At 60.6% G+C, this 23,440-nt stretch carries 18 protein-coding genes; 4 read left to right on the top strand and 14 right to left on the bottom strand.

What is annotated here, in order from left to right:
• Positions 1–140: 140 nt before the first annotated feature.
• From purU to CKW38_RS10980, 7 genes are all read right to left on the bottom strand, one after another.
• Positions 141–998 carry a formyltetrahydrofolate deformylase gene (gene purU / locus CKW38_RS10950; protein ID WP_095112743.1) on the bottom strand — a complete coding sequence of 286 codons (858 nt, stop codon included), beginning with the start codon at positions 996–998 and terminating at the stop codon, positions 141–143.
• 221 nt (positions 999–1,219) lie between these two features.
• On the bottom strand, positions 1,220–1,852 hold the full coding sequence (locus CKW38_RS10955; protein WP_095112744.1) for a sarcosine oxidase subunit gamma: 633 nt from the start codon (positions 1,850–1,852) through the stop codon (positions 1,220–1,222).
• A 132-nt stretch (positions 1,853–1,984) separates the two neighbouring features.
• Complete coding sequence (locus CKW38_RS10960; RefSeq protein WP_007913126.1) at positions 1,985–5,002, bottom strand: sarcosine oxidase subunit alpha; 3,018 nt, start codon at positions 5,000–5,002, stop codon at positions 1,985–1,987.
• Entirely contained in the window at positions 4,999–5,328 is a 330-nt protein-coding gene (locus CKW38_RS10965; protein ID WP_007913119.1) for a sarcosine oxidase subunit delta, read from the bottom strand. The genes CKW38_RS10960 and CKW38_RS10965 overlap by 4 nt, the downstream gene beginning before the upstream one ends.
• 14 nt (positions 5,329–5,342) lie before the next feature.
• Positions 5,343–6,593, bottom strand: a complete 1,251-nt coding sequence (locus CKW38_RS10970) for a sarcosine oxidase subunit beta (protein WP_003206307.1) — start codon at positions 6,591–6,593, stop codon at positions 5,343–5,345.
• Between the two features lie 20 nt (positions 6,594–6,613).
• Positions 6,614–7,867 (bottom strand): serine hydroxymethyltransferase, encoded by a 1,254-nt coding sequence (locus tag CKW38_RS10975; RefSeq protein ID WP_007913117.1) that lies wholly within the window; start codon positions 7,865–7,867, stop codon positions 6,614–6,616.
• Positions 7,868–8,152: 285 nt separating this feature from the next.
• Entirely contained in the window at positions 8,153–8,863 is a 711-nt protein-coding gene (locus CKW38_RS10980; RefSeq protein WP_095112745.1) for a TraX family protein, read from the bottom strand.
• A 126-nt stretch (positions 8,864–8,989) separates the two neighbouring features.
• Between CKW38_RS10980 and CKW38_RS10985 the strand changes: the two genes are divergently transcribed.
• Both CKW38_RS10985 and CKW38_RS10990 read left to right on the top strand, forming a co-directional pair.
• A complete protein-coding gene (locus tag CKW38_RS10985) occupies positions 8,990–10,030 on the top strand; it encodes a low specificity L-threonine aldolase (RefSeq protein WP_007913115.1) in 1,041 nt (346 codons plus the stop codon).
• A 174-nt stretch (positions 10,031–10,204) separates the two neighbouring features.
• The gene (locus CKW38_RS10990; RefSeq protein ID WP_095112746.1) at positions 10,205–11,029 is read left to right on the top strand and encodes an NAD(P)-dependent oxidoreductase; all 825 of its coding nucleotides are present in this window, start codon (positions 10,205–10,207) and stop codon (positions 11,027–11,029) included.
• A 318-nt stretch (positions 11,030–11,347) separates the two neighbouring features.
• Here the strand turns inward: CKW38_RS10990 and gbcB are convergent, their stop codons facing one another.
• Positions 11,348–12,448 carry a glycine-betaine demethylase subunit GbcB gene (gene gbcB / locus CKW38_RS10995; protein WP_007911227.1) on the bottom strand — a complete coding sequence of 367 codons (1,101 nt, stop codon included), beginning with the start codon at positions 12,446–12,448 and terminating at the stop codon, positions 11,348–11,350.
• 297 nt (positions 12,449–12,745) lie between these two features.
• On the opposite strand from gbcB, the gene gbcA reads away from it, so the two are divergent.
• Positions 12,746–14,041, top strand: a complete 1,296-nt coding sequence (gbcA, locus tag CKW38_RS11005) for a glycine-betaine demethylase subunit GbcA (RefSeq protein WP_095112747.1) — start codon at positions 12,746–12,748, stop codon at positions 14,039–14,041.
• Between the two features lie 935 nt (positions 14,042–14,976).
• On the opposite strand, the gene CKW38_RS11010 is transcribed toward gbcA, so the two are convergent.
• The 6 genes from CKW38_RS11010 to CKW38_RS11035 form a co-directional block, all read right to left on the bottom strand.
• The gene (locus CKW38_RS11010; RefSeq protein WP_095112748.1) at positions 14,977–15,747 is read right to left on the bottom strand and encodes an electron transfer flavoprotein subunit beta; all 771 of its coding nucleotides are present in this window, start codon (positions 15,745–15,747) and stop codon (positions 14,977–14,979) included.
• Positions 15,748–15,756: 9 nt separating this feature from the next.
• A complete protein-coding gene (locus CKW38_RS11015; protein WP_095112749.1) occupies positions 15,757–16,977 on the bottom strand; it encodes an electron transfer flavoprotein subunit alpha/FixB family protein in 1,221 nt (406 codons plus the stop codon).
• On the bottom strand, positions 16,977–18,926 hold the full coding sequence (gene dgcB, locus CKW38_RS11020) for a dimethylglycine demethylation protein DgcB (RefSeq protein ID WP_095112750.1): 1,950 nt from the start codon (positions 18,924–18,926) through the stop codon (positions 16,977–16,979). Before dgcB ends, CKW38_RS11015 begins: the two co-directional genes overlap by 1 nt.
• 163 nt (positions 18,927–19,089) lie before the next feature.
• On the bottom strand, positions 19,090–21,150 hold the full coding sequence (gene dgcA, locus CKW38_RS11025; RefSeq protein ID WP_007911244.1) for a dimethylglycine demethylation protein DgcA: 2,061 nt from the start codon (positions 21,148–21,150) through the stop codon (positions 19,090–19,092).
• Between the two features lie 15 nt (positions 21,151–21,165).
• Positions 21,166–21,696 (bottom strand): DUF5943 domain-containing protein, encoded by a 531-nt coding sequence (locus tag CKW38_RS11030; protein WP_007907543.1) that lies wholly within the window; start codon positions 21,694–21,696, stop codon positions 21,166–21,168.
• Positions 21,697–21,802: 106 nt separating this feature from the next.
• Positions 21,803–22,780, bottom strand: coding sequence for a dipeptidase (locus CKW38_RS11035; RefSeq protein WP_095112751.1), 978 nt, complete (start codon positions 22,778–22,780; stop codon positions 21,803–21,805).
• A 234-nt stretch (positions 22,781–23,014) separates the two neighbouring features.
• Between CKW38_RS11035 and CKW38_RS11040 the strand changes: the two genes are divergently transcribed.
• Positions 23,015–23,416 carry a lysozyme inhibitor LprI family protein gene (locus tag CKW38_RS11040; RefSeq protein ID WP_007911252.1) on the top strand — a complete coding sequence of 134 codons (402 nt, stop codon included), beginning with the start codon at positions 23,015–23,017 and terminating at the stop codon, positions 23,414–23,416.
• The last annotated feature ends 24 nt before the right edge of the window (positions 23,417–23,440 follow it).

Below are 23,440 nucleotides of genomic sequence, written 5' to 3' on the forward strand. Positions count from 1 at the left end.
GCTCGGGTACAGATGCTGTTTATGTGTTGCCTGTCAGGGCCTCATCGCTGGCAAGCCAGCTCCCACAGGGATTTGTGTCGTTTACAGAATCTAAATCCAACACCGAATCCTGTGGGAGCTGGCTTGCCAGCGATGGCGATCTAGAGAACGACCGTACGATTGGCGTTGAGAAACACCCTCCGCTCAATGTGATACCCAACCGCCCGCGCCAGCGTCAGGCCCTCAATATCGCGCCCCTTGGCAATCAGATCCTCAGGGTAATGACTGTGATCCACCGCCTCGACGCCTTGGGCAATGATCGGCCCTTCATCGAGGTCGTTATTGATGTAATGCGCCGTCGCGCCAACCAGCTTCACGCCCTTGTTGTAGGCCTGGTGATAGGGCTTGGCGCCCTTGAAACCCGGCAGCAACGAGTGATGAATGTTGATCGCCTTGCCATCGAGCTTGCGGCACAGCTCCGGCGACAGCACCTGCATGTAGCGGGCGAGGATCACCAGTTCAGCGCCGGACTCTTCGATCACCTGACACACCTGACGCTCCTGCGACGGCTTGTCGTTGGGGTCGAGGGGGAAATGGTAGTAGGGAATCTGGTGCCAGTCGGCCAGCGGTTTCAGATCCGGGTGGTTGGAGACCACTGCCGCTACGTCCATCGACAACTGGCCAATGCGCTGACGGTAGAGCAAGTCGTTGAGGCAGTGGTCGGCCTTGGAGACCATGATCACCACTTTCGGCCGGTAGTTCGGTGCGGTCAGCTCGAAGATCATGCCGAAGGCCTGGCCACGTTCGGCTAAGCCGGCGCGGAAGGATTGCTCGTCGAAGCCGTCGGGCTGGCGGAATTCCACGCGAATGAAGAAACGCCCGGAGAGGCGGTCATCGAACGAGTGGTGCTCGGTGACGTAGCAGCCCTGCTCGAACAGAAAACGCGTGACCGCGTCCACGGTGCCGAGGACGCTGGGGCAGTCGGCGGTCAGAATCCATGTGTCTGGGGCGCGGCTCATGGTGCGGTGACTCCTGTTCTTTGTGCGGGGTGTCAGGGGGATCTTTCCCCTCACCCTAGCCCTCTCCCGGAGGTAGAGGGGACTGACCGAGGTGTTGTTTCGAGCTACGCCGACCTGAAATATCGCGTCGAACTCAGGCTCGAAAAACACACAAATCTGCTCCCTTTCCCCCTCTCCCCCCAGGGGGAGAGGGCTGGGGTGAGGGGGTAGCTCTTGATCTTTCAGGCCTGAACGCTCAACCCGTACTCAGCCGAAGCATCCTGCAACCACAACCACCAGTAATCCGAGAAGCTACGACGAATCAGCAGTTCCCAAGTGTCTTCAGCGGTATGGCGAATCATCAACTGCGATTTGGCGAACACCGTGCCGACCGCTTTACCGACCGGGAAGTTGTTCGGGTGCACGTCGTAGCTGGTGGATTTCATCAGCACCTGACGTACGTTCGGCCCGCTCAATTCGAGCACTTGCTGGCCGCCGCTGACGTTGACGATTGCGATGTGCAGATCGCCCAGCGCTTCGCGCAGTTTCTGTTCGGCAGCGAACTCTTCACCGCTTGGCACGATCAGCAGCCACTCATCCGGGCCCATCCATTGCAGGCTGGTTTCACCCTTGACGATGACGCTGAGAGCGCCGGGCAGTTCGATACCCAAGGCTTTGTGCACGCCAGCGGCGAAGGCTGCATCGTGGCCATCACCACGGATGGTCAGGTGACCGAGGAGTTTCTTTTCCCGCACGATCACGCCGGCGTTCTTGCGGCCCTTGCCGACCAGGCTGGCGAGGTCGGCATGGTGCAGCGACGACTCGGCCTTGGTGCCAGTGGTCGGGCGTTGTTGGTAAACATTGGCTGTGGTCATAAAGCACCTTCCTGAATTCTTGATCGTTCCCACTCTCTGCGTGGGAATGCCGCCATGGACGCTCTGCGTCCGCTCTTGGGACGCAGAGCGTCCCGGGATGCATTCCCACGCAGAGCGTGGGAACGATCAGTGTCAGATGTTCTGGCGATCACCCTTCGGATCGAAGAACACCGAAGAAACAATCTCCGCCTCGATCACGCTGCCGTCGGCCAGCGGTGCAAACACCCGCTCACCGAGGCGCTTCAGACCGCCCTTGACCACACCCATGGCAAACGAATAACCGAGGGAGTTGTGCGCGTAGCTGGAAGTCACGTGGCCGACCATGGTCATCGGGATCGTCTGCTTGGTGTTGAACACCAGTTGCGCGCCTTCCGGCAGCCACACGTTCGGATCGATCGGCTTCAGACCGACCAGTTGCTTACGCTGATCCTTCACGCAGTCTTCACGGTTCATGCCACGCTGGCCGATCCACGAGAACGGTTTGGTGCGACCCACACACCAGCCCATGTTCAAGTCGTCCGGGGTCATCGAGCCGTCAGTGTCCTGACCGACAATGATGAAACCCTTCTCGGCACGCAGGACGTGCATGGTTTCAGTGCCGTACGGGGTCAGGTTGTATTGCTTGCCGGCCTCGACGATTTTCTCCAGCACGCCCATCGCGTAGTCGGCCTGCACGTTGACTTCGTACGACAGCTCACCGGTGAACGAGATACGGAACACCCGCGCCGGCACGCCGCCGACCAGACCTTCTTTCCAGGTCATGAACGGGAACGCTTCGTTGCTCAGATCAATGTCGGTCACGGCGCTGAGCAGCTTGCGGCTGTTCGGCCCGGACAGGGTCATGGTTGCCCAGTGGTCGGTGACGGAGGTGAAGTAGACCTTCATGTCCGGCCATTCGGTCTGGTGGTACAGCTCCAGCCACTGCAGCACGCGAGCCGCGCCGCCGGTGGTGGTGGTCATGACAAAATGGTTGTCCGCCAGGCACGCCGTCACACCGTCGTCGAAGACCATGCCGTCTTCTTTGCACATCAAACCGTAGCGAGCCTTGCCCACGTCGAGTTTGGTCCAGGCGTTGGTGTACACGCGGTTGAGGAACTCGCGGGCATCCGGGCCTTGGATGTCGATCTTGCCGAGGGTCGAGGCGTCGAGCAGGCCGACGCTGTCGCGCACGGCTTTGCATTCACGCTTCACCGCTGCATGCAGGTCTTCACCGTTTTTCGGGAAGTACCATGGACGCTTCCACTGACCGACGTCTTCAAACTCGGCGCCGTTCTTCACATGCCAGGCATGCAGCGCGGTGTGGCGCACCGGTTCGAAGATGTGCCCACAGTGACGACCGGCCACGGCGCCGAAGGTCACCGGCGTGTAGTTCGGGCGGAACATCGTGGTGCCCATCTGCGGGATGGTCACATTCAGCGAACGGGCAGCGATGGCCAGACCGTTAACGTTGCCGAGCTTGCCCTGATCGGTGCCAAAGCCCAGCGCGGTGTAGCGTTTGACGTGCTCGACCGACTCGAAACCTTCGCGGGTTGCCAGTTCGATCGCCGCAGCGGTGACGTCGTTCTGCAGGTCGACGAATTGCTTCGGCGCCCGTGCGGTGTTCTTTTCATGTGGCACCTGGAACAGCGCCAGCGTCGGTTCTTCGTGACGGCTCAGGGCTTTCGGCAGCACGCCTTCGACGGTCTGGAAACCGGCTTCAGCGGCAGCACGCACGCCACCTTCAAAACCATCGGCCAGAGAATCACCGAGACCGTAAACGCCATTGATGCCACCGACGCACACGCGTTTCTGCGGTGCTTCGCCCGGTACGAAACCGAGGATGTCTTCGCGCCAGGTCGGCTTGCCACCGAGGTGCGAAGCCAAGTGAACAACTGGGCTGTAGCCGCCGGAGCTGGCAACCACATCGCAGTCGAGCCATTCGCCAGGACTGGTCACGGCGTGCGCTTTAACATCAATCGCCGCCACGCGGGCAGCAGTCACACGCTTGCTGCCACGGGCTTCGATCACAGCACTGCCGGTGAGGATGCGGATGCCTTTGGCTCGCGCTTCTTCTACAAGCGCACCACGCGGATTGCTGCGCGCGTCGGCGATGGCGACCACTTGCAGACTGGCGTCGAGCCAATCCAGAGCAACGCGATAAGCGTGATCGTTGTTGGTGCTGAGGACGAGCTTCTTGCCCGGTGCCACGCCGTAGCGACGCACGTAAGTCGACACCGCACCAGCCAGCATGTTGCCCGGCACGTCGTTGTTGCCGTAAACCAGCGGACGCTCGCAAGCACCGGTCGCCAGCACCACACGCTTGGCGCGGACACGGTGAATGCGCTGACGCACCTGGCCAATCGGCGCACGGTCACCGAGGTGATCGGTGAGGCGTTCGTGAATGGTCAGGAAGTTGTGGTCGTGGTAACCGTTGACCGTGGCGCGCGGCAACAGCAGCACGTCCGGAGTGTTCTTCAGTTCCGTGATGACGCTGGCGACCCAGTCCATCGCCGGTTTGCCGTCGAGGCTTTCGCGCGAGTCGAGCAGGCTGCCGCCGAACTCTTCCTGCTCATCGGCAAGGATCACTCGGGCACCGCTGCGCGCTGCGGCCAGGGCAGCGGCGAGACCGGCCGGGCCGGCGCCGACGATCAGCACGTCGCAGTGCTGGTTCATGTAGTCGTAGGTGTCCGGATCGACTTCGGTCGGCGAACGGCCGAGGCCGGCAGCCTTGCGAATGTACTTCTCGTAGGTCATCCAGAACGATTGCGGGTACATGAAGGTTTTGTAGTAGAAACCCGGCGGCATCAGCTTGCCGCCGACCTTGCCGAGAATGCCCATCATGTCGTTATTGACGCTCGGCCAGCCGTTGGTGCTGGTCGCGACCAGACCTTGATACAGCGCCTGTTGCGTGGCGCGCACGTTGGGGATTTGCGTGGCTTCGGTCGCACCGATCTGCAGCACCGCGTTCGGCTCTTCGGCGCCGGCAGCGAAGATCCCGCGCGGACGCGAGTACTTGAAGCTGCGGCCGATGATGTCGACGCCGTTGGCGATCAGTGCGGCGGCCAGCGAGTCACCCTCGAAGCCTTTGTAGCTCTGACCGTTGAAGGTGAAGCTCAGCACTTTGTTGCGGTCGATCCGTCCACCGTTGGACAGGCGATTGGTCTGGCTCATACCTTCTCTCCCAGCGCCGTCGTGGCTGTTTTCGCCGAATCAGCCTTGTCGGTGAATTGCGGCTTGGTGCCGATCTTGTAGGTTTCGAGAATCTCGTAGGTCACGGTGTCGCGGGTGACGTTGAAGTACTGACGGCAACCGGCGACGTGATCCCACAACTCGTGGTGCAGACCACGGGGGTTATCGCGGAAGAACATGTAGTCGCCCCACTCCTCGTCAGTGCAAGCGCCAGGGTCGAGCGGGCGCGGAATGTGCGCCTGACCGGATGCGTGGAATTCCTCTTCGGAGCGCAACTCGCCGCAGTGAGGACAGAAGATATGCAACATGGGGATTTCTCCTGTTAGTGGGCAACCGCAGCAGCGCCGTGTTCATCGATCAACGCACCGTTGTGGAAACGGTCGATGGAGAAAGGTGCGGCCAACGGGTGCATTTCACCCTTGGCCAGACTCGCGGCAAACACGTTGCCCGAGCCAGGTGTGGCCTTGAAGCCACCGGTGCCCCAACCGCAGTTGAAGAACATGTTCGGTACCGGGGTTTTCGAAATGATCGGGCAAGCGTCCGGGGTGGTGTCGACGATGCCGCCCCACTGGCGGTTCATGCGCACCCGCGACAGCACCGGGAACATCTCGACGATGGCCTGGATGGTGTGCTCGATCACCGGGTACGAACCGCGCTGGCCGTAGCCGTTGTAACCGTCGATACCGGCGCCGATCACCAGGTCGCCCTTGTCGGACTGGCTGATGTAACCGTGTACGGCGTTGGACATGATCACGCTGTCGATAATCGGTTTGATCGGCTCGGACACCAGCGCTTGCAGCGGGTGGGATTCGATCGGCAGACGGAAACCGGCCAGTTTGGCCATGTGCCCGGAGTTACCGGCGGTGACCACGCCGACGCGCTTGGCGCCGATGAAACCCTTGTTGGTTTCAACACCGATGCACACGCCGTTTTCCTTGCGGAAACCGATCACTTCGGTCTGCTGGATCAAGTCCACGCCCAAGGCGTCGGCGGCACGGGCAAAGCCCCAAGCCACGGCATCGTGACGGGCGACGCCGCCGCGACGCTGCACGGTCGCGCCCATCACCGGGTAGCGGGTGTTTTTCGAGCAGTCGAGGTACGGAATCTCGTCAGCGACTTGCTTGGCGTTGAGCAGTTCGCCATCAACGCCATTGAGGCGGTTGGCGCTGACCCGACGCTCGGAATCACGAATATCCTGCAGGGTGTGGCACAGGTTGTAGACGCCACGCTGGGAGAACATCACGTTGTAGTTGAGGTCCTGGGACAGGCCTTCCCACAATTTCATCGCGTGTTCGTAGAGGTGCGCCGACTCGTCCCACAGGTAGTTGGAGCGAACGATGGTGGTGTTGCGCGCGGTGTTACCGCCGCCCAGCCAGCCCTTCTCGACCACGGCGACGTTGGTGATGCCGTGCTCTTTCGCGAGGTAGTAAGCGGTCGCCAGACCGTGCCCGCCGCCGCCGACGATGACCACGTCGTAGACCTTCTTCGGCGTTGGCGTGCGCCACATGCGCTGCCAGTTTTCGTGGTGGCTGAGGGAGTGTTTGAAGAGGCCGAAGCCCGAATAGCGTTGCATAGTCAGTTACTCCAGAACACTCAGCGATAAACCGGGAAGTCTGCGCACAGGGCCGACACTTGCTGGGCAACATTGGCCTCGACATCGGCATCGCCGAGGTTGTCGAGGATGTCGCAGATCCAGCCAGCCAACACTTCGCACTGGGTCACCTTGAAACCGCGCGTAGTGACAGCCGGGGTGCCGATGCGCAGGCCCGAGGTCACGAACGGCGATTGCGGGTCGTTCGGCACGGCGTTCTTGTTGACGGTGATGTGTGCACGGCCAAGGGCGGCGTCGGCGTCTTTGCCGGTCAGGCCCTGACGGATCAGGCTGACCAGGAACAAATGATTGTCGGTGCCGCCGGACACTACATCGTAGCCACGTTTGATAAACACGCTGGCCATCGCCTGAGCGTTGTCGATCACTTGTTGCTGATAAGCCTTGAAGCCCGGCTCCAGCGCTTCTTTGAAGCACACGGCTTTACCGGCGATGACGTGCATTAACGGGCCGCCCTGAGCGCCGGGGAACACCGCGGCGTTGAGCTTCTTCTCGATCTCTTCGTTGGACTTGGCCAGGATCAGCCCGCCCCGTGGACCGCGCAGGGTTTTGTGCGTGGTGGTGGTGACCACGTCGGCGTACGGCAGCGGGTTCGGGTACAGACCGGCAGCGACCAGACCGGCGACGTGGGCCATATCGACGAAGAGCAGCGCGCCGACTTTGTCAGCAATCTGACGGAAGCGCGGGAAGTCCAGAGTCTTCGAGTAAGCGGAGAAACCGGCGACGATCATTTTTGGCTTGGATTCGACGGCCAGACGCTCGACTTCGTCGTAATCGATCAGCCCGGTGTCGGTGTTGATGCCGTACTGCACGGCGTTGTAGAGCTTGCCCGAGGACGACACTTTGGCGCCGTGGGTCAGGTGACCGCCGTGGGCCAGGCTCATGCCGAGGATGGTGTCGCCTGGCTGGATCAGCGCCAGGTACACGGCGCTGTTGGCCGAAGAACCGGAATGCGGCTGGACGTTGGCGTAATCGGCGCCGAACAGTTGCTTGGCGCGTTCGATGGCCAGCGCTTCAACTTTATCCACATGCTCGCAGCCACCATAGTAGCGCTTGCCCGGGTAGCCTTCGGCGTATTTGTTGGTCAGGCCGCTGCCTTGCGCTTGCATGACGCGTTTGCTGGTGTAGTTCTCCGACGCGATCAGCTCGATGTGATCTTCCTGACGTTGCTCCTCGGCATTCATCGCCGCCAGCAGTGCATCGTCGTAACCCTGGATCTGGTCTTGCTTGCTGAACATCGCGTCTCTCCCAGCGGCATCTGTGCGCCATTCGTCTCGGTAAGGCACTGGCAATGAAGGCAGTGCCCTTTGATGCCGATGGTATGACCGGCGCAGACAGCTCAAATGCCTGCGCGCGCCACGCAAAGGTGCGTTTACGACATGGCCGGAAATGCGTTTTCCAGACTCGATCTCGAAAACACTGGAGAACCCTGTGGGAGCTGGCTTGCCAGCGATGGCGGCGGCACATCCGGCATTGATGGTGGCTGACCCACCGCTATCGCTGGCAAGCCAACTCCCACAGGGTCATGCGGCAACTTGGCGGATAAGTAGTAGCAGGAGGAAATGTGTGGGGTAGAGGGCGTAAGCCCAACGGCGCATGGGGGGTGGCTGGAGATGTCGTGCATGTCGCAACAGGAACATTCCGAGCAGTGGCGCGAACAGACAGGTGGCAATGCCAAGAATGGCGACGCTGCTACCGAACCTTGCGGAGTCGTAAAGCACTTGCCATTGATTCGCTGCGAGACAAATCAATCCCGGCACCAAGCTGAAGTACCACGGGCGGCGAAATACCAGCAGCATCGCCAGCGGCAGCAAAACGCCGAAGAACCCGAACATCAGTCGCTCCGGAAAAACAGCGGCCAGCACCAGCGCCGCAACGCCCAGCAATCGCGACATGATCGAGGGATCCTGCCACCCCCGCGCCACCAGCAACCCCAGCGCCAGCGTCGGCATCACATTCAACGTATCGGGCTCAGGAATGTACAACCGGTAAGGAATTTCACTCACCGCACTGAACAGCAACAACCAGCCCAGGTAGCGCCATTCCGTCTTCTGCGAACCATCACGCGCCAGATTCGCCGCCATCGCCAGACAAAACCACGGAAACGCCAACCGTCCTGGCACATACAGCCAATCGACGGAAAAGCCGACATATCGCAGGTGATCGAACAACATGCTCAGCAGCGCCAGCCACTTGAGCAGATCCAGTGCGCCGTCGCGTTTGCTCAGGTGCATAATCGTCCTACAAACTGGTAATTTCCTGAACGTGACATCCCGTGTGCTCCCCGGAAGATCTTCGGTAAAGTGCGCACCCTCATTGACCACGAGCCTTCACAAGAGTCTCGACCACGGAAGCCGGCCATGACCGACAAGAGCCAACAATTCGCCAGCGACAACTATTCCGGAATCTGCCCTGAAGCCTGGGCTGCAATGGAACAGGCCAACCACGGCCACCAACGCGCTTATGGCGACGATGAATGGACCGCTCGCGCGGCCGACCATTTCCGCCAATTGTTCGAAACCGACTGCGAAGTGTTCTTCGCCTTCAACGGCACCGCCGCCAACTCGCTGGCCCTGTCGTCGCTGTGCCAGAGTTACCACAGCGTGATCTGCTCGGAAACCGCCCACGTCGAAACCGACGAATGCGGCGCCCCGGAATTCTTCTCCAACGGCTCGAAACTGCTGATCGCCGGCACCGAAAACGGCAAGATCACCCCGCAATCGATCCGCGAAGTCGCGCTCAAGCGCCAGGACATTCACTACCCGAAACCGCGTGTGGTCACCCTGACCCAAGCCACCGAAGTCGGCAGCGTCTACACCCCGGAAGAAGTCCGCGCCATCAGCGCCACTTGCAAAGAGCTGGGCCTGCACCTGCACATGGACGGCGCGCGCTTCTCCAACGCCTGCGCCTTCCTCGGCTGCTCCCCGGCCGATCTGACCTGGAAGGCCGGTGTTGATGTGCTGTGCTTCGGCGGCACGAAAAACGGCATGGCCGTGGGTGAAGCGATTCTGTTCTTCAACCACAAACTGGCCGAAGACTTCGATTACCGCTGCAAACAGGCCGGGCAACTGGCGTCGAAAATGCGCTTCCTCTCGGCACCGTGGGTCGGCATCCTCGAAAACGACGCCTGGCTGAAATACGCTCGCCACGCCAACCACTGCGCGCAGCTGCTGGCTGAACTGGTCAGCGACATTCCCGGCGTCGAACTGATGTTCCCGGTGCAGGCCAACGGCGTGTTCCTGCAACTGTCCGAGCCGGCCATCGCCGCGCTGACCGCGAAGAACTGGCGCTTCTACACCTTCATCGGCAAGGGCGGCGCACGCTTCATGTGTTCCTGGGACACCGAAGAAGAACGCGTCCGCGAACTGGCCCGCGACATCCGCGAAGTCATGTCCGCCTGACCTGACGCTACACCCTCCCCCTGTAGGAGCTGCCGAAGGCTGCGATCTTTTGATCTTGAAAAACAAAATCGAAAGATCGCAGCCTTCGGCAGCTCCTACACAGGCTGTGCTTCTGCCTGGTCTACATTGTCTGTCGAGCCCTCCGCTCACATAACAATAAGCAGGAGCATCGGCATGTCGTTACAAGGCAAAACCCTGTTCATCACCGGCGCCAGCCGTGGCATTGGTCGTGAGATTGCGCTGCGTGCCGCGAAGGACGGGGCCAACATAGTGATTGCGGCGAAAAGTGCCGAACCCCACGCCAAGTTGCCCGGGACCATTCACAGCGTCGCGGCTGAAGTCGAGGCGGCTGGCGGTAAGGCTTTGGCGCTGCAAGTGGACGTGCGTGATGAAGACGCGGTGCGTCAGGCACTTGCCCAGGCCAACGAGCACTTCGGCGGCATCGATGCATTGGTGAACAACGCCGGTGCGATAAAACTCACCGGTGTGCAACACATCGAACTCAAGCGTTTCGACCTGATGCACCAGATCAACACCCGCGCGGTGTTGCTGTGCAGTCAGGCCGCCCTGCCCTACCTGAAGAAATCCGCCGGGCACATTCTCAATCTGTCGCCGCCACTGAATCTGGCGAGCAAGTGGTTTGCGCAGTTCAGTCCGTACACCGTGACCAAGTACGGCATGAGCATGCTGACGCTGGGAATGAGCGAGGAATTTGCCAGTTACGGGATCAGCGTCAATTCGTTGTGGCCGCAGACGATGATTGCCACGGCGGCGATCGAGTTTCAGCTGGGTAATCGGGAGTCGTTCAAGCAGGCGCGTCTGCCTTCGATCATGGCGGATGCGGCGCATGTGATTCTGGATAGCAGCGGGCGGCAGATTACCGGGCGGTTGTTGATTGATGAGGAGATTTTGCGTGAGAACGGTGTGGCGGAGTTTGATCATTATCGGTTTGATCGGGAAAGCGAGGCGGCGTTGATGCCGGATTTGTTTGTTGACTGAAATAGCCCCTCACCCTAGCCCTCTCCCAAAGGGAGAGGGGACTGATCGGGGGATATTTGAGAATTACGCCGACGTGAAACTACTTTGCCGAATCCATAATCGATAAGGTCGTTCAGGTCGATGCAGAACGCCAGACACCTCCGTCGACCCCTCTCCCTCAGGAGAGGGAACTGATTGGGGAATGCTCGAGGAATACGCCGACCTGAAACTGCTTTACCGAATCTATAGTCGATAAGGTCGTTCAGGTCGATGCAGAACGCCAGACACCTCCGTCGGCCCCCTCTCCCTCTGGGAGAGGGCTGGGGTGAGGGTTACCGATCAGAAATCGATACGCACATCCCCCTTCGGCACACTGCAGCACGACAAGATAAACCCTTCGGCCTCGTCGTCCTCGGTAATCCCGCCGTTGTGCTCCATCTCCACCTCACCGCCCAGCTTCAGCACCTTGCACGTCCCGCAAATGCCCATACCGCACGCCTTCGGAATCATCAGCCCCAGCTTGGCGGCCGCCGCATGCACGGTCTCGCCCGGTGCCACACGAATGCTCTTGCCGGACGAAGTGAATTCGACCTGATGCAGATCCGCCGCATCGATTTCCGGTGCATCCGCAGCCTGCTCGGCCTGTTCGACCGCATCGGCACGGGCTTCCGGCGGCGTGGCGCCGAAGGATTCCTCGTGATAACGCGACATGTCGTAACCGGCCACTTCGAGCAGGCGCTTGACCGCGTTCATGTACGGCGTCGGGCCGCAGCAGAACACTTCGCGCTCGAGGAAGTCCGGCACCATCAATTCGAGCATCTTGTGGTTCAGGTAACCGCGATACCCGGCCCACGGCTCACCCAAGCCATGTTTCTCGCAAATCAGGTGCAGGCTGAAGTTGTCGATCCGCGACGCCATGTGCTCCAGCTCGCGGTGGTAAATGATGTCTTTCGGCGAGCGCGCGCTGTGGATAAAGGTCATGTCGACGTTAGCGTTGGTGTCGTAGAACCAGCGCGCCATCGACATGCACGGCGTGATGCCGACGCCGCCGCTCAGATACAGCACTTTCGGGCTCGGGAAGTCGATGGCATTGAACAACCCGACCGGCCCGTGCACCGCCAGTTCCTGGCCTTCATGCAGCGTATCGTGCAGCCAGTTGGAGACCTTGCCGCCCGGCACCCGTTTGATTGTCACCGAAAAGCTGTACGGCACCGACGGCGAACTGGAGATCGTGTACGAGCGCATGATCGGCTGGCCTTCGATTTCCAGCTCCAGTGTGACGAATTGCCCGGGCTTGAAGAAGAACAGGATCGGCTGATCAGCCATAAAGCAGAAGGTGCGCACGTCCCAGGTTTCCTGGATGACTTTGACGCAACGGACGATGTGTCGGCCATTGGCCCAGGTCTGGGTGGTGACCGGATTCAGGAAGCTGTTGGACATGCTGTTCTCCACGGCCGACTGTCGGCCTCATGTCGGCGATTCTGCGTATAGCGCGAACCGCCCGTTTACCTATCCGCGACATCGGCATACTTATCGCGACCAGCCCCCAACCACCGGGGGTTGCGCGTCGGGAACAGATTGCACCATGTCGCCCATGGATAAGGTTCGCGGCAGCGCCGGCCCCACACTCGCCCCAACACCAAGACAGATTCTTTACACCTTGCGTAGCAACCGTTAGCAGCACACCTGATCAGCCACTTTTCGCCGGCCACGCAGATGGCCATGAGGATCACATCGATGGACGTCACCGCAAAAATCAGCCTGGGCGATCCGCTGGAACCCGCACGCAAGGCCACCGCACAAATGCTCCAGGAGCGCGAGCGCACGTTTTCGCTGCCGCAACCGTTCTACAGCGATGAGCGGCTGTTCGATATCGACATGCAGGAGATCTTTCAGAAAGAGTGGTTGATCGCCGGCATGACCTGCGAAATCCCGGCCAAGGGCAACTACCTGACCCTGCAGGTCGGCAAAAACCCGATCATCGTCATTCGTGGCGCCGAAGGCGTCGTGCACGCGTTCCACAACGTCTGCCGCCACCGTGGCTCGCGTCTGTGCACCAGCGAAAAAGGCAAAGTCGCCAAACTGGTCTGCCACTACCACCAGTGGACCTATGAGCTGGACGGGCGGCTGCTGTTCGCCGGCACCGAAATGGGCGCCGACTTTGACATGAAGCAGTACGGCCTGAAACCGGTGAACGTGAAGACTGCCGGCGGCTACATCTTCATCAGCCTGGCGGAGAATCCGCCGGCCATTGATGACTTCCTGTCGACGCTGAACCATTACATGGAACCGTACGACATGGAGAACACCAAGGTGGCGATCACCACCACCTTGATGGAAAAGGCCAACTGGAAACTGGTGCTGGAAAACAACCGCGAGTGCTACCACTGCAACGCGTCGCACCCGGAACTGCTGAAAACCCTGCTGGAATGGGACGACGTCACCGACCCACGCGCCGATCAGGCGTTCAAGGATCACGTCGCCGCCTCCGCCGCTGCCTGGGAAGCCGAAAAGATCCCCTACGCCCACGCCAGCTTCGGCCTGCGCAACCGCATCGTGCGCATGCCGCTGCTCAAGGGCACCGTGTCGATGACCCTCGACGGCAAACAGGGCTGCGCGAAACTGATGGGCCGCATCAAGAACCCGGACCTCGGCTCGATGCGCATCCTGCACCTGCCGCACTCGTGGAACCACTGCATGGGCGACCACATCATCGTCTTCACCGTGTGGCCGATCAGCGCGCAAGAAACCATGGTCACCACCAAGTGGATCGTGCACAAGGATGCGGTTGAAGGCGTCGATTACGACGTGGAACGCATGCGTCAGGTATGGGACGCGACCAACGATCAGGATCGTCGACTGGCCGAAGAGAACCAGCGCGGGATCAACTCCACGGCGTATCAGCCTGGGCCTTACTCGAAGACGTATGAGTTTGGTGTGGTCAACTTCGTTGATTGGTACAGCGAGCGCCTGTTGAGCAACCTCGGCGCCGAGCCTGCGCCGTACCTCAAAGGCGTGCCTGTGCAGGGCTGATCAAGATCAAAAGATCGCAGCCTTCGGCAGCTCCTACAGGTGGAATGCGTTCCCCTTGTAGGAGTGAGCCTGCTCGCGATAGCTATTTCACCTTCACCACATCCCTGAACCTTGATTGCACAATTTCTGATCAATCACCCCACACCCTATACCCACCAAGCCCCCCAGCCTTCCGCAAACAAGTTATCCACATAGCCACCCACAGCAAATGGGGGTAACTGTGGATGAACGAAAAAATAACTGACTGATTTGTGAAGAAAAATCGTGACTTATCCAGAATCACGGTTTGCAAGGCGCATTGGTTGATTTTTGATCACACTCTTGTAAGCCACGTTCTGTATGGCCCGTAGAGGATGACGAACACGTTATCCACAGAAGCGCCAACAGAGTTCGGGGGTAACTTTGCCTTGTCTGTGGAAAAGCGTTGGAGGCTGTGTGAAATCGAGGTTTGCGCGGGAATTAAGTCCGGAAACTGACGAATTGACTGTTTTTTGATCATCCCTTCGAAAGCCACGGTTTGTATGGTCCTCAGCGGATAGCGAACATCTTATCCACAGAAGCGCCAACAGAGATTGGGGGCAACTTATTCAGTTATCCAAGATAAAAAGCCCAGAAAATCCGTGACTTAGGCTGGTTGCTTTTTGATCGGAGAGCTGTAGGGCTTGATTGACGTGGGGTGCAGAGAGGGGTGAACACGTTATCCACAGTTCCGCCAACAGGGATTGTGGGTAAACACTCCCCCTCACCCCAGCCCTCTCCCTCCGGGAGAGGGAGCCGACCGTATCGCCTGTTCAAACTCCACCGACCTGAACGAACATTGTGATCTCAGGCTTGGCCAGACCAAGGTCACCGCGCAATCGCAGGTCGATGTAATTAGCCAATACCACTCGGTCGGTCCCCTCTCCCTCTGGGAGAGGGCTAGGGTGAGGGGCTTTTCAGCGAACCACACCTTCTTCAATCAGCAGCTTGAGGATCGCTTCAGCCCCGGCCTGTGCGGTAACACCTTTGAGCACCTGCCCACCGCCGCCACTGGCCTTGGCCGTCGCGGCCTTCATCCGGTCCGCCCCGCTTTTGGCCTTGATCACCTTCAAGCGTTTCGGCCGCGGCTTGGCCGCCTGCAAAGTAGCCACCGACAACAGTTCATCGTCCACCACTTCGACGTCGTCAGCCTGCAAGACCCCGCGCCGCGCCGGACCATAAGCACTCTGCCGAGGCTTCGGCGCAGCGTTATCCACAGTCGCCAGAAACGGCAGCTTCACCTTCAACCGGCGCCGCTGCCCACGCGGCAACGCTTGCAGCACCAGCGCCGAACCGTCATTGATCGACTCGACCTGCGCCAGCCCGACCACCAACGGCCAGCCCAGACCTTCCGCCAGCAGGAACGGCAACATCCCCGAACCTTCACCGGTTTCCGCCTGACTGCCGGTCAACACCACTTGCGCCCCGGCATCACGCAGATACTCGGTCAGCGCCGGCAAGGCATCAGCACCGGCGGGCTGTTCCAATACATGCATCTGCTCAAGACCCATGCCCAGATAGGCGCGCAACGCCGGTTCCGCGACGTCGCCGGCATGCAGCACTTGCAGGTTATCTCCCGCCAGTTGCAGGCCCAGTTCCACGGCGCGGGCATCCTGATCAGCACGGCGTGGCCGCCCGGAAGTCGGGTGAGCGCCGATGGAAACCAGACTGATAACTTTCGTGTTCATAGCGTTTCCTTAAGCCGCATCGCGCTTGGCTTCGTTGCGGTAAGCCGCCACCGCTTCGATCAACGCTCGCAGAATCTCTGCGCTCTCGCCGATCACCGAGAGGTCGGCGCGCTTGATCATGTCGCAACCCGGATCGAGGTTGATTGCCACGACCTTGTCGCAGGCGCCGATGCCTTGCAGATGCTGGATTGCGCCGGAGATACCCACAGCCACATAAACCCGTGCGGTGACCCAGGTGCCGGACGCACCGACCTGGCGATCACGGGCCATGAAGCCATCATCCACTGCAACGCGGGAAGCGCCTTCGGTAGCGCCAAGTGCCGCCGCCGTTTGGTGAAACAACTGCCAGTCCTTGACGCCGTTGCCGCCGGAGAAAATGAACTCCGCTTCGGCCATCGGAATCGCTGCCGGGTCCACCGCCACCGCACCGAGATCTTCGATCCGCGACAGGCTGCGCGCGACGCTTGTGGATAACTCCACCGGCAACGCTTCGTGGCGAGTTTCGCTGACCGGCTCGGCGCATTCGGCCGCAGCCAGAATCAATCGTGCGACGGGACGCGCGAGGTCTTGCAGCCCGGCGCCCGCGCGGCCAATGCACTCCTGATCCTTGACCTGCCAGACCCGCGTCGCCGGACGCTCGCCAAGTGCAGCGGCAAAACGTCGACCGAGTTCACCGCCACCGCTGCGACTGTCCGGCAGCAGCCAGTGACGTGGGTTGAACTGGTTATCCACAGCGCGCAAGCCCTGCACGCGCTGTTCCGGTGCATAACCGCTGAACTCTTCACCCTCAAGCACCAGCAAGCGATCTACGCCAGCAGTCGCGAAAGCATTTTCCTTGTGCTCGCCAAAGACCACCGCCAACACCGCACCATCAGTGCCAGCGAGTTGATGGGCAAGGCCGAGCAAATCACGGTCGTGACTGCTCAAGCGGCCGCCGACCATGTCCGGCACCACGGTGATATAGAACGCCGGGGCTGGCACTTGATGCAGCGGCAGTTGCACCTCCACAGCAGCCGAACGTTTGACCGCCCCGCCCTGCTGCGCGCCGCTGCGGTCGATACGCTTGATGCCGTTGGGGCCGATAAAACCGATGCCGTGCAGATTCTTGCGGATGATGCCGTTGGGCCCCATCCAGTTGTGTTGCGCCGGTTGCATGGCCGCGTGCAGTGGGTGCAGGCGGTTACGCGCAATCCATTCGGCGCGTGGGTCGCGGCGGATAATGTCGCTCATCAGTGGGCCTCCGCAGGTTCACGTTTGGCCGGGGTGGCAGGCTTGTTCGGCGCGGCGTCTTCGAGCAGCGCGTCGGCCACCAGTTCGGCGATGTCCTTGATCAGCGGACGCGGTTCGACCACGCCTTCGAGCATCGCCGTGCACTGTGGACAACCCACCGCCACCAGTTCGGCGCCGGTCTCGCGGATGTCTTCCATGCGCATGTCGGGAATCCGCTGCTTGCCCGGAATGTCAGTGATCGGCGCCCCGCCACCGCCGCCGCAGCAGCGCGAGCGGAAGCCGGAACGTTGCATCTCTTTGACCTCGATACCGAGTGCACGCAGCACTTCACGCGGCGCTTCATATTCGCCGTTGTAGCGGCCGAGGTAGCACGGATCGTGATAGGTCACGCTGTTGCCTTTGTGCTGACCGAGATTGAGCGCGCCGGCCTGGATGATTTCCGCCATGTAAGTGCTGTGGTGTTGCACCAGGTAGTTGCCGTCGAACGCGCCGTACTCGTTTTTCAGCACGTGGAAGCTGTGCGGATCGCAAGTGACGATGCGGTTGAAGCTGTATTTGGCCAGAGTCTGGATGTTGCGTTTGGCGAGCAACTGGAAGGTCGCTTCATCGCCAAGACGCCGGGCGACGTCGCCGCTGTCACGCTCTTCGAGACCGAGTACGGCAAAGTCGATTTTCGCCGCTTTCAGCACTTTGACGAAGGCGCGCAGGGTGCGCTGATTGCGCATGTCGAAGGCACCGTCGCCGACCCAGAACAGCACGTCGGTGGATTTCTTTTCGCTGAGCAGATTGAGGTTCAAATCCGCCGCCCAGTTCATCCGCCCGCCCGGGGCAAAACCGCCCGGGTTGTCGGTGGCAATGAGGTTCTCGAGGACTTCAGCGCCCTTGTTCGGCGTCGCGCCTTTTTCCAGAGTCAGGTGACGGCGCATGTCGACGATGGCGTCGACATGTTCGATCATCATCGGGCACTCCTCGACGCAGGCACGGCAGGTGGTGCACGACCACAGGGTTTCGGCATCGACCAGACCGTTGACGATCGGTTGATGTGGATTGCCCGAGTGTTCGCCCACAGGCTTGCCGGGATAAGGGCTACCGGCGAACTTGGCGTCAGTGCCACCGGCGAGACCGACGACCATGTCCTGAATCAGCTTTTTCGGGTTCAGCGGCTGGCCGGCAGCAAAGGCCGGGCACGCCGCTTCGCATTTGCCGCACTGCACGCAGGCGTCAAAACCGAGCAACTGGTTCCAGGTGAAATCCTTGGGTTTCTCAACACCCAATGGTGCGCTCGGATCGTTCAGATCCAGCGGCTTCAAACCGGTGGAACGGCCGCCGCCAAAACGTTCGGCGCGACGGTGCCAGGCCAGGTGCAAGGCACCGGCAAAGGCATGCTTCATCGGCCCGCCCCAAGTCATGCCGAAGAACAGTTCCGACACGCCCCACAGCACGCCAATTCCGAGGATGACCGCGAGCACCCAGCCGCCAAAGTTCTCCGGGAGGATTCCGGCCACCGGCAGGGTCAGCAGAAAGAACGACGCCGAGAACGCCAGCAGGCTTTTCGGCAGGCGCATCCACGGGCCTTTCGACAGCCGCGCCGGCGGATTGCGCCGACGCAGGTAAACGAAAATCGCGCCGACGAACATCACCGCCGTCATCAGCAGCAAGGCGTAACCGAGGATGCGGTTATGCAGGCCGAAACCGTGGACCAGCAGCGCCAGCACAATCGACGCCACCGCTCCGCCCGCTGTCGCGACGTGGGTGTTGGCAATGTATTTGTCCCGCGCCACTACGTGGTGCAAATCGACCATGTAACGCTTGGGCATGGCCAACAGGCCGCCGATCAGATCGACCTTCGAGGCCCGGCCCCGGCGCCACATGGCCACCCGCCGCAACGCGCCGAGGACACCAAGGCCCAGAGCGGCGAACAACAGGATTGGAAGAAGGGTGTTCAACATGGTGAAGCTCCCACCAGTACAACCTGGAGAAACACGGCGTTCAATGATCGTTCCCACGCTCTGCGTGGGAATGCATGCCGGGACGCTCCGCGTCCCAAGCGGACGCAGAGCGTCCATTGCGGCATTCCCACGCAGAGCGTGGGAACGATCGGTTCACTAGCCCTTAGAAATCCTTGCAGAGCCGCAGAGCGTCATAAATGGCGGCGTGGGTGTTGCGCTGCGCCACGCAGTCGCCGATGCGGAACAACAAGTAGCCGTCGCCCGCCTCGCTCAGCGAAGGTTGCGGCTGGATCGCGAACAACGCCTCGACGTCGATTTGGCCCTTGTTGCGCGAACCCTCTTTGAGCGCGTAGTAGATTTCCTCATCCGGACGCACGCCGTTTTCCACCACCACCTGATCAACCACCCGCTCCTCTTTGGCGCCGGTGTATTCGTTCTCCAACACCGCGACCAGTTTGTCGCCTTCGCGGTAGACCTTCTCCAGCATCATGTCGCCGGTCATGATCACTTCTTTCGGGTACATGCTGCGGTAGTAGGTCGGGAACGACGTACCACCGATGGCCACGCCCGGTTTGATGTCGTCGGTGACGATCTCGACCTGGCTGCCCTTGTCGGCGAGGAAGTCGGCGACCGACATCCCGGTGAACTCGCAAATGGTGTCGTAGACCAGCACGTTCTTGCCCGGCGCAACCTTGCCGTCGAGCACGTCCCAACTGCTGACCACCAGCCCTTCGGCGGCGCCCCAGTGCTCGTTCTGTTCCAGATACGGATGCCCGCCGACCGCCAGCACCACTACGTCCGGACGCAGGTCCATGATGGTGTCTGCGTCGGCCGCCGTGCCCAGACGCAGATCGACTTTCAGCCGCGCCAATTCCAGCTGGAACCAGCGGGTGATGCCAGCGATCTGGTCGCGCTGCGGCGCTTTCGATGCGGTGGTGATCTGCCCGCCGATGAATTCCTTCTTCTCGAACAGGGTCACGTCGTGGCCACGCTCGGCGGCAACGCGGGCCGCTTCCATCCCGGCCGGGCCGGCACCGACGATCACAACCTTGCGTTTCGGCCCGGTGGATTTCTCGATGATGTGCGGCACGCCCATGTACTCACGGGACGTTGCGGCGTTCTGGATGCACAACACGTCGAGGCCTTGATACTGGCGGTCGATGCAATAGTTGGCGCCGACGCACTGTTTGATCTGGTCGATCTGACCCATCTTGATCTTGGCGATCAGGTGCGGGTCTGCGATGTGCGCGCGGGTCATGCCGACCATGTCGACGTAACCGCCCTCAAGAATCCGCGTGGCCTGGTTCGGGTCCTTGATGTTCTGTGCGTGCAGCACCGGCACTTTGACCACTTCCTTGATCCCGGCGGCCAGATGCAAGAACGGCTCCGGTGGATAACTCATGTTCGGAATCACGTTGGCCAAGGTGTTGTGGGTGTCACAACCCGAGCCGACGACGCCGATGAAATCGAGCATGCCGGTGTCGTCGTAATACTTGGCGATCTGCTTCATGTCTTCGTGGGACAAGCCGTCCGGGTGGAACTCGTCACCGCAGATGCGCATGCCCACGCAGAAGTCGTCACCGACCTCGGCGCGCACGGCTTTCAGTACTTCCAGACCGAACTTCATCCGGCCTTCGAAGGTGCCGCCCCATTCGTCGGTACGCTTGTTGACGCGCGGGCTCCAGAACTGGTCGATCATGTGTTGGTGCACCGCCGACAGCTCAACGCCGTCGAGGCCACCGGCCTTGGCCCGGCGTGCGGCTTGGGCATAGTTGCCGATGACCCGCCAGATTTCTTCCGGCTCGATGGTTTTGCACGTGGCGCGGTGCACCGGTTCACGGATGCCCGACGGCGACATCAGGGTCGGCCAGTGGAAACCGTCCCAGCGCGAGCGCCGGCCCATGTGGGTAATCTGAATCATGATCTTGGCGCCGTGCTTGTGCATGGCGTCGGCCAGATTCTGGAAGTGCGGGATGATGCGGTCGGTCGACAGGTTGACCGAACTCCACCACTGCTGCGGGCTGTCGATGGCGACCACGGAGGAGCCGCCACAGATCGCCAGGCCGATGCCGCCCTTGGCTTTCTCTTCGTAATATTTGACGTAGCGCTCGGTGGTCATGCCACCGTCAGTCGCGTAGACCTCGGCGTGCGCGGTGCTGAGCACGCGGTTGCGGATGGTCAGTTTGCCGATCTGGATCGGCTGGAACATTGCTTCGAAAGCCATGGCGGGTTCCTCGACTTACAACGGCTTGACGGTGAACAGGCCGTCGTCGTGGCCTTCTTCGGAGCCACCGTAGACTTGCTCGGCGACGGTGCGGATGCTGCTGCCGCGTGCTTGCAGAATCTGGTCCATGGCCCCAGCAAACCAACCGGTGAACATGTAGTCGACCTTGCGCCCGACCTTGCCGTAGACGTAGACGAACGCCGAGTGTTCGAGCTTGACGCTGGCGGTGCCTTTGTCGAGGTCGATGTCCTGGATCTTGAACAGGCCCCAGCCGCGTTGCGACAGACGCTTCATGTAGTGCTCGAACACCGCGACTCCTTCCAGGCCGTGGCATTCAGCTTCCTTCTCGCACCAGTGCCAGGCGGATTTGTAGCCGGCCTTGTAGAGGATTTCGGCGTAGGCGTCAGCGCCCAGAACCTCTTCGATGCCCATGTGGTTATTCACAAAGAAGTGACGTGGCACGTAGAGCATTGGCAGGGCGTCGGAGGTCCAGACACCGGTCTCGCTGTCGACTTCGATTGGCAATTGCGGGGCGATCTTGGCCATGGAAACTTAACTCCAGAAAATTTTAGATTCAGTGTTGGCCGCGGCCCTCACCCCAGCCCTCTCCCAGAGGGAGAGGGAGCAGATCGGCGGCGGTCTTGAGAAAGCGTTACTCGCCCCAGACGTCTTTGAGGACGTTGACCCAGTTCTCGCCCATGATCTTGCGTACCACGCGCTCGGAATGGCCGCGCTTGAGCAGGGTTTCGGTCAGGTTCGGGAACTCGCCGACGGTGCGGATGCCCAGCGGGTTGATGATCTTGCCGAAACTGGTCAGACGGCGGGCGTAACCCTTGTCGTGGGTCAGGTATTCAAAGAAGTCCTGACCGTGGCCCTGGGTGAAGTCGGTGCCAATGCCGATGGCGTCTTCGCCGACGATGTTCATCACGTATTCGATCGCTTCGGCGTAATCGTCGATGGTCGAATCGATGCCCTTGGCGAGGAACGGCGCGAACATGGTCACGCCGACGAAACCGCCGTGATCAGCGATGAACTTGAGTTCCTCATCGGACTTGTTGCGCGGGTGCTCTTTGAGACCCGACGGCAGGCAGTGGGAATAGCAAACCGGTTTTTTCGATTCGAGGATGACTTCTTCGGAAGTCTTGGAACCGACGTGGGACAGGTCGCACATGACGCCAACACGGTTCATTTCAGCCACGATTTCGCGACCGAAGCCCGAGAGGCCGCCGTCACGCTCGTAGCAACCGGTGCCGACCAGGTTCTGGGTGTTGTAGCACATCTGCACGATGCCGACGCCGAGCTGCTTGAACACTTCGACATAGCCGATCTGGTCTTCAAACGCGTGAGCATTCTGGAAGCCGAAGAGGATGCCGGTCTTGCCTTGCTCTTTGGCGCGGCGGATGTCGGCGGTGGTGCGCACCGGCATGACCAGGTCGCTGTTGTCGCGGATCAGCTTCTGGCTGGCAGCAATATTGTTCACGGTCGCCTGAAAGCCTTCCCACACCGACACAGTGCAGTTGGCTGCCGTCAGACCGCCCTTGCGCATGTCTTCGAACAGCTCGCGGTTCCATTTGGCAATGATCAGACCGTCGATAACGATGCTGTCGGCGTGTAATTCGGCTGGGCTCATCAGGCGTCCCCTTATTGGCGATTCATGCGCCGAATCGTCTGCCGGCGCTTTGGGGCCAGCATATGCCTCGGTGCCGGGGCGACCGGGTGCAAAAACGACAGGGGAATTGCCGAAAGCGTCAATCCGCGACAAAGGGTCGCCAGACGCTCCGATCAGCTACCTGTTCAAGCCCGCAAGCTTGAGCCAGAATCTCCGGCATCTTCGAAACACCACTGGATTAGAGCGGCGACAACAATGAAATCGATCTTCCTGGCTTTGGCTTTGATTGCGACCGGCGTACACGCCGCCGAAGAGTCCGACAACAACCCGTGCGACGCCGTCGAAAACGACGTCCAGACCCTGGAATGCTCGACCTACAGCCGCAGTACCGCCGAAGACCTGCTCAAGGACAACTACGCCAGCCTGACCGAACGCATGCAGACCGCGTACGGCAAAAACGCGACGCAACTGGCGGATATCACCGCCAAACTCAAAACCGCCCAGCAGCAGTGGCTGAAGACGCGGGATGCCGATTGCGCCGTGGAAGCGTTCCCGGCGACGGCGGGGAGCAAGGCGTTCACGATTGCGCAGAATGACTGCGTGGCGCGGATGAGTGATGAACGGTCGGAGTTTTTGGAGTCGATTGGGCAGGAATAGTCCTCAAAATTTGAAGGAAAATTG

The sequence above is a fragment of the Pseudomonas sp. Irchel 3H7 genome (assembly GCF_900187605.1).
GTDB lineage: Bacteria > Pseudomonadota > Gammaproteobacteria > Pseudomonadales > Pseudomonadaceae > Aquipseudomonas.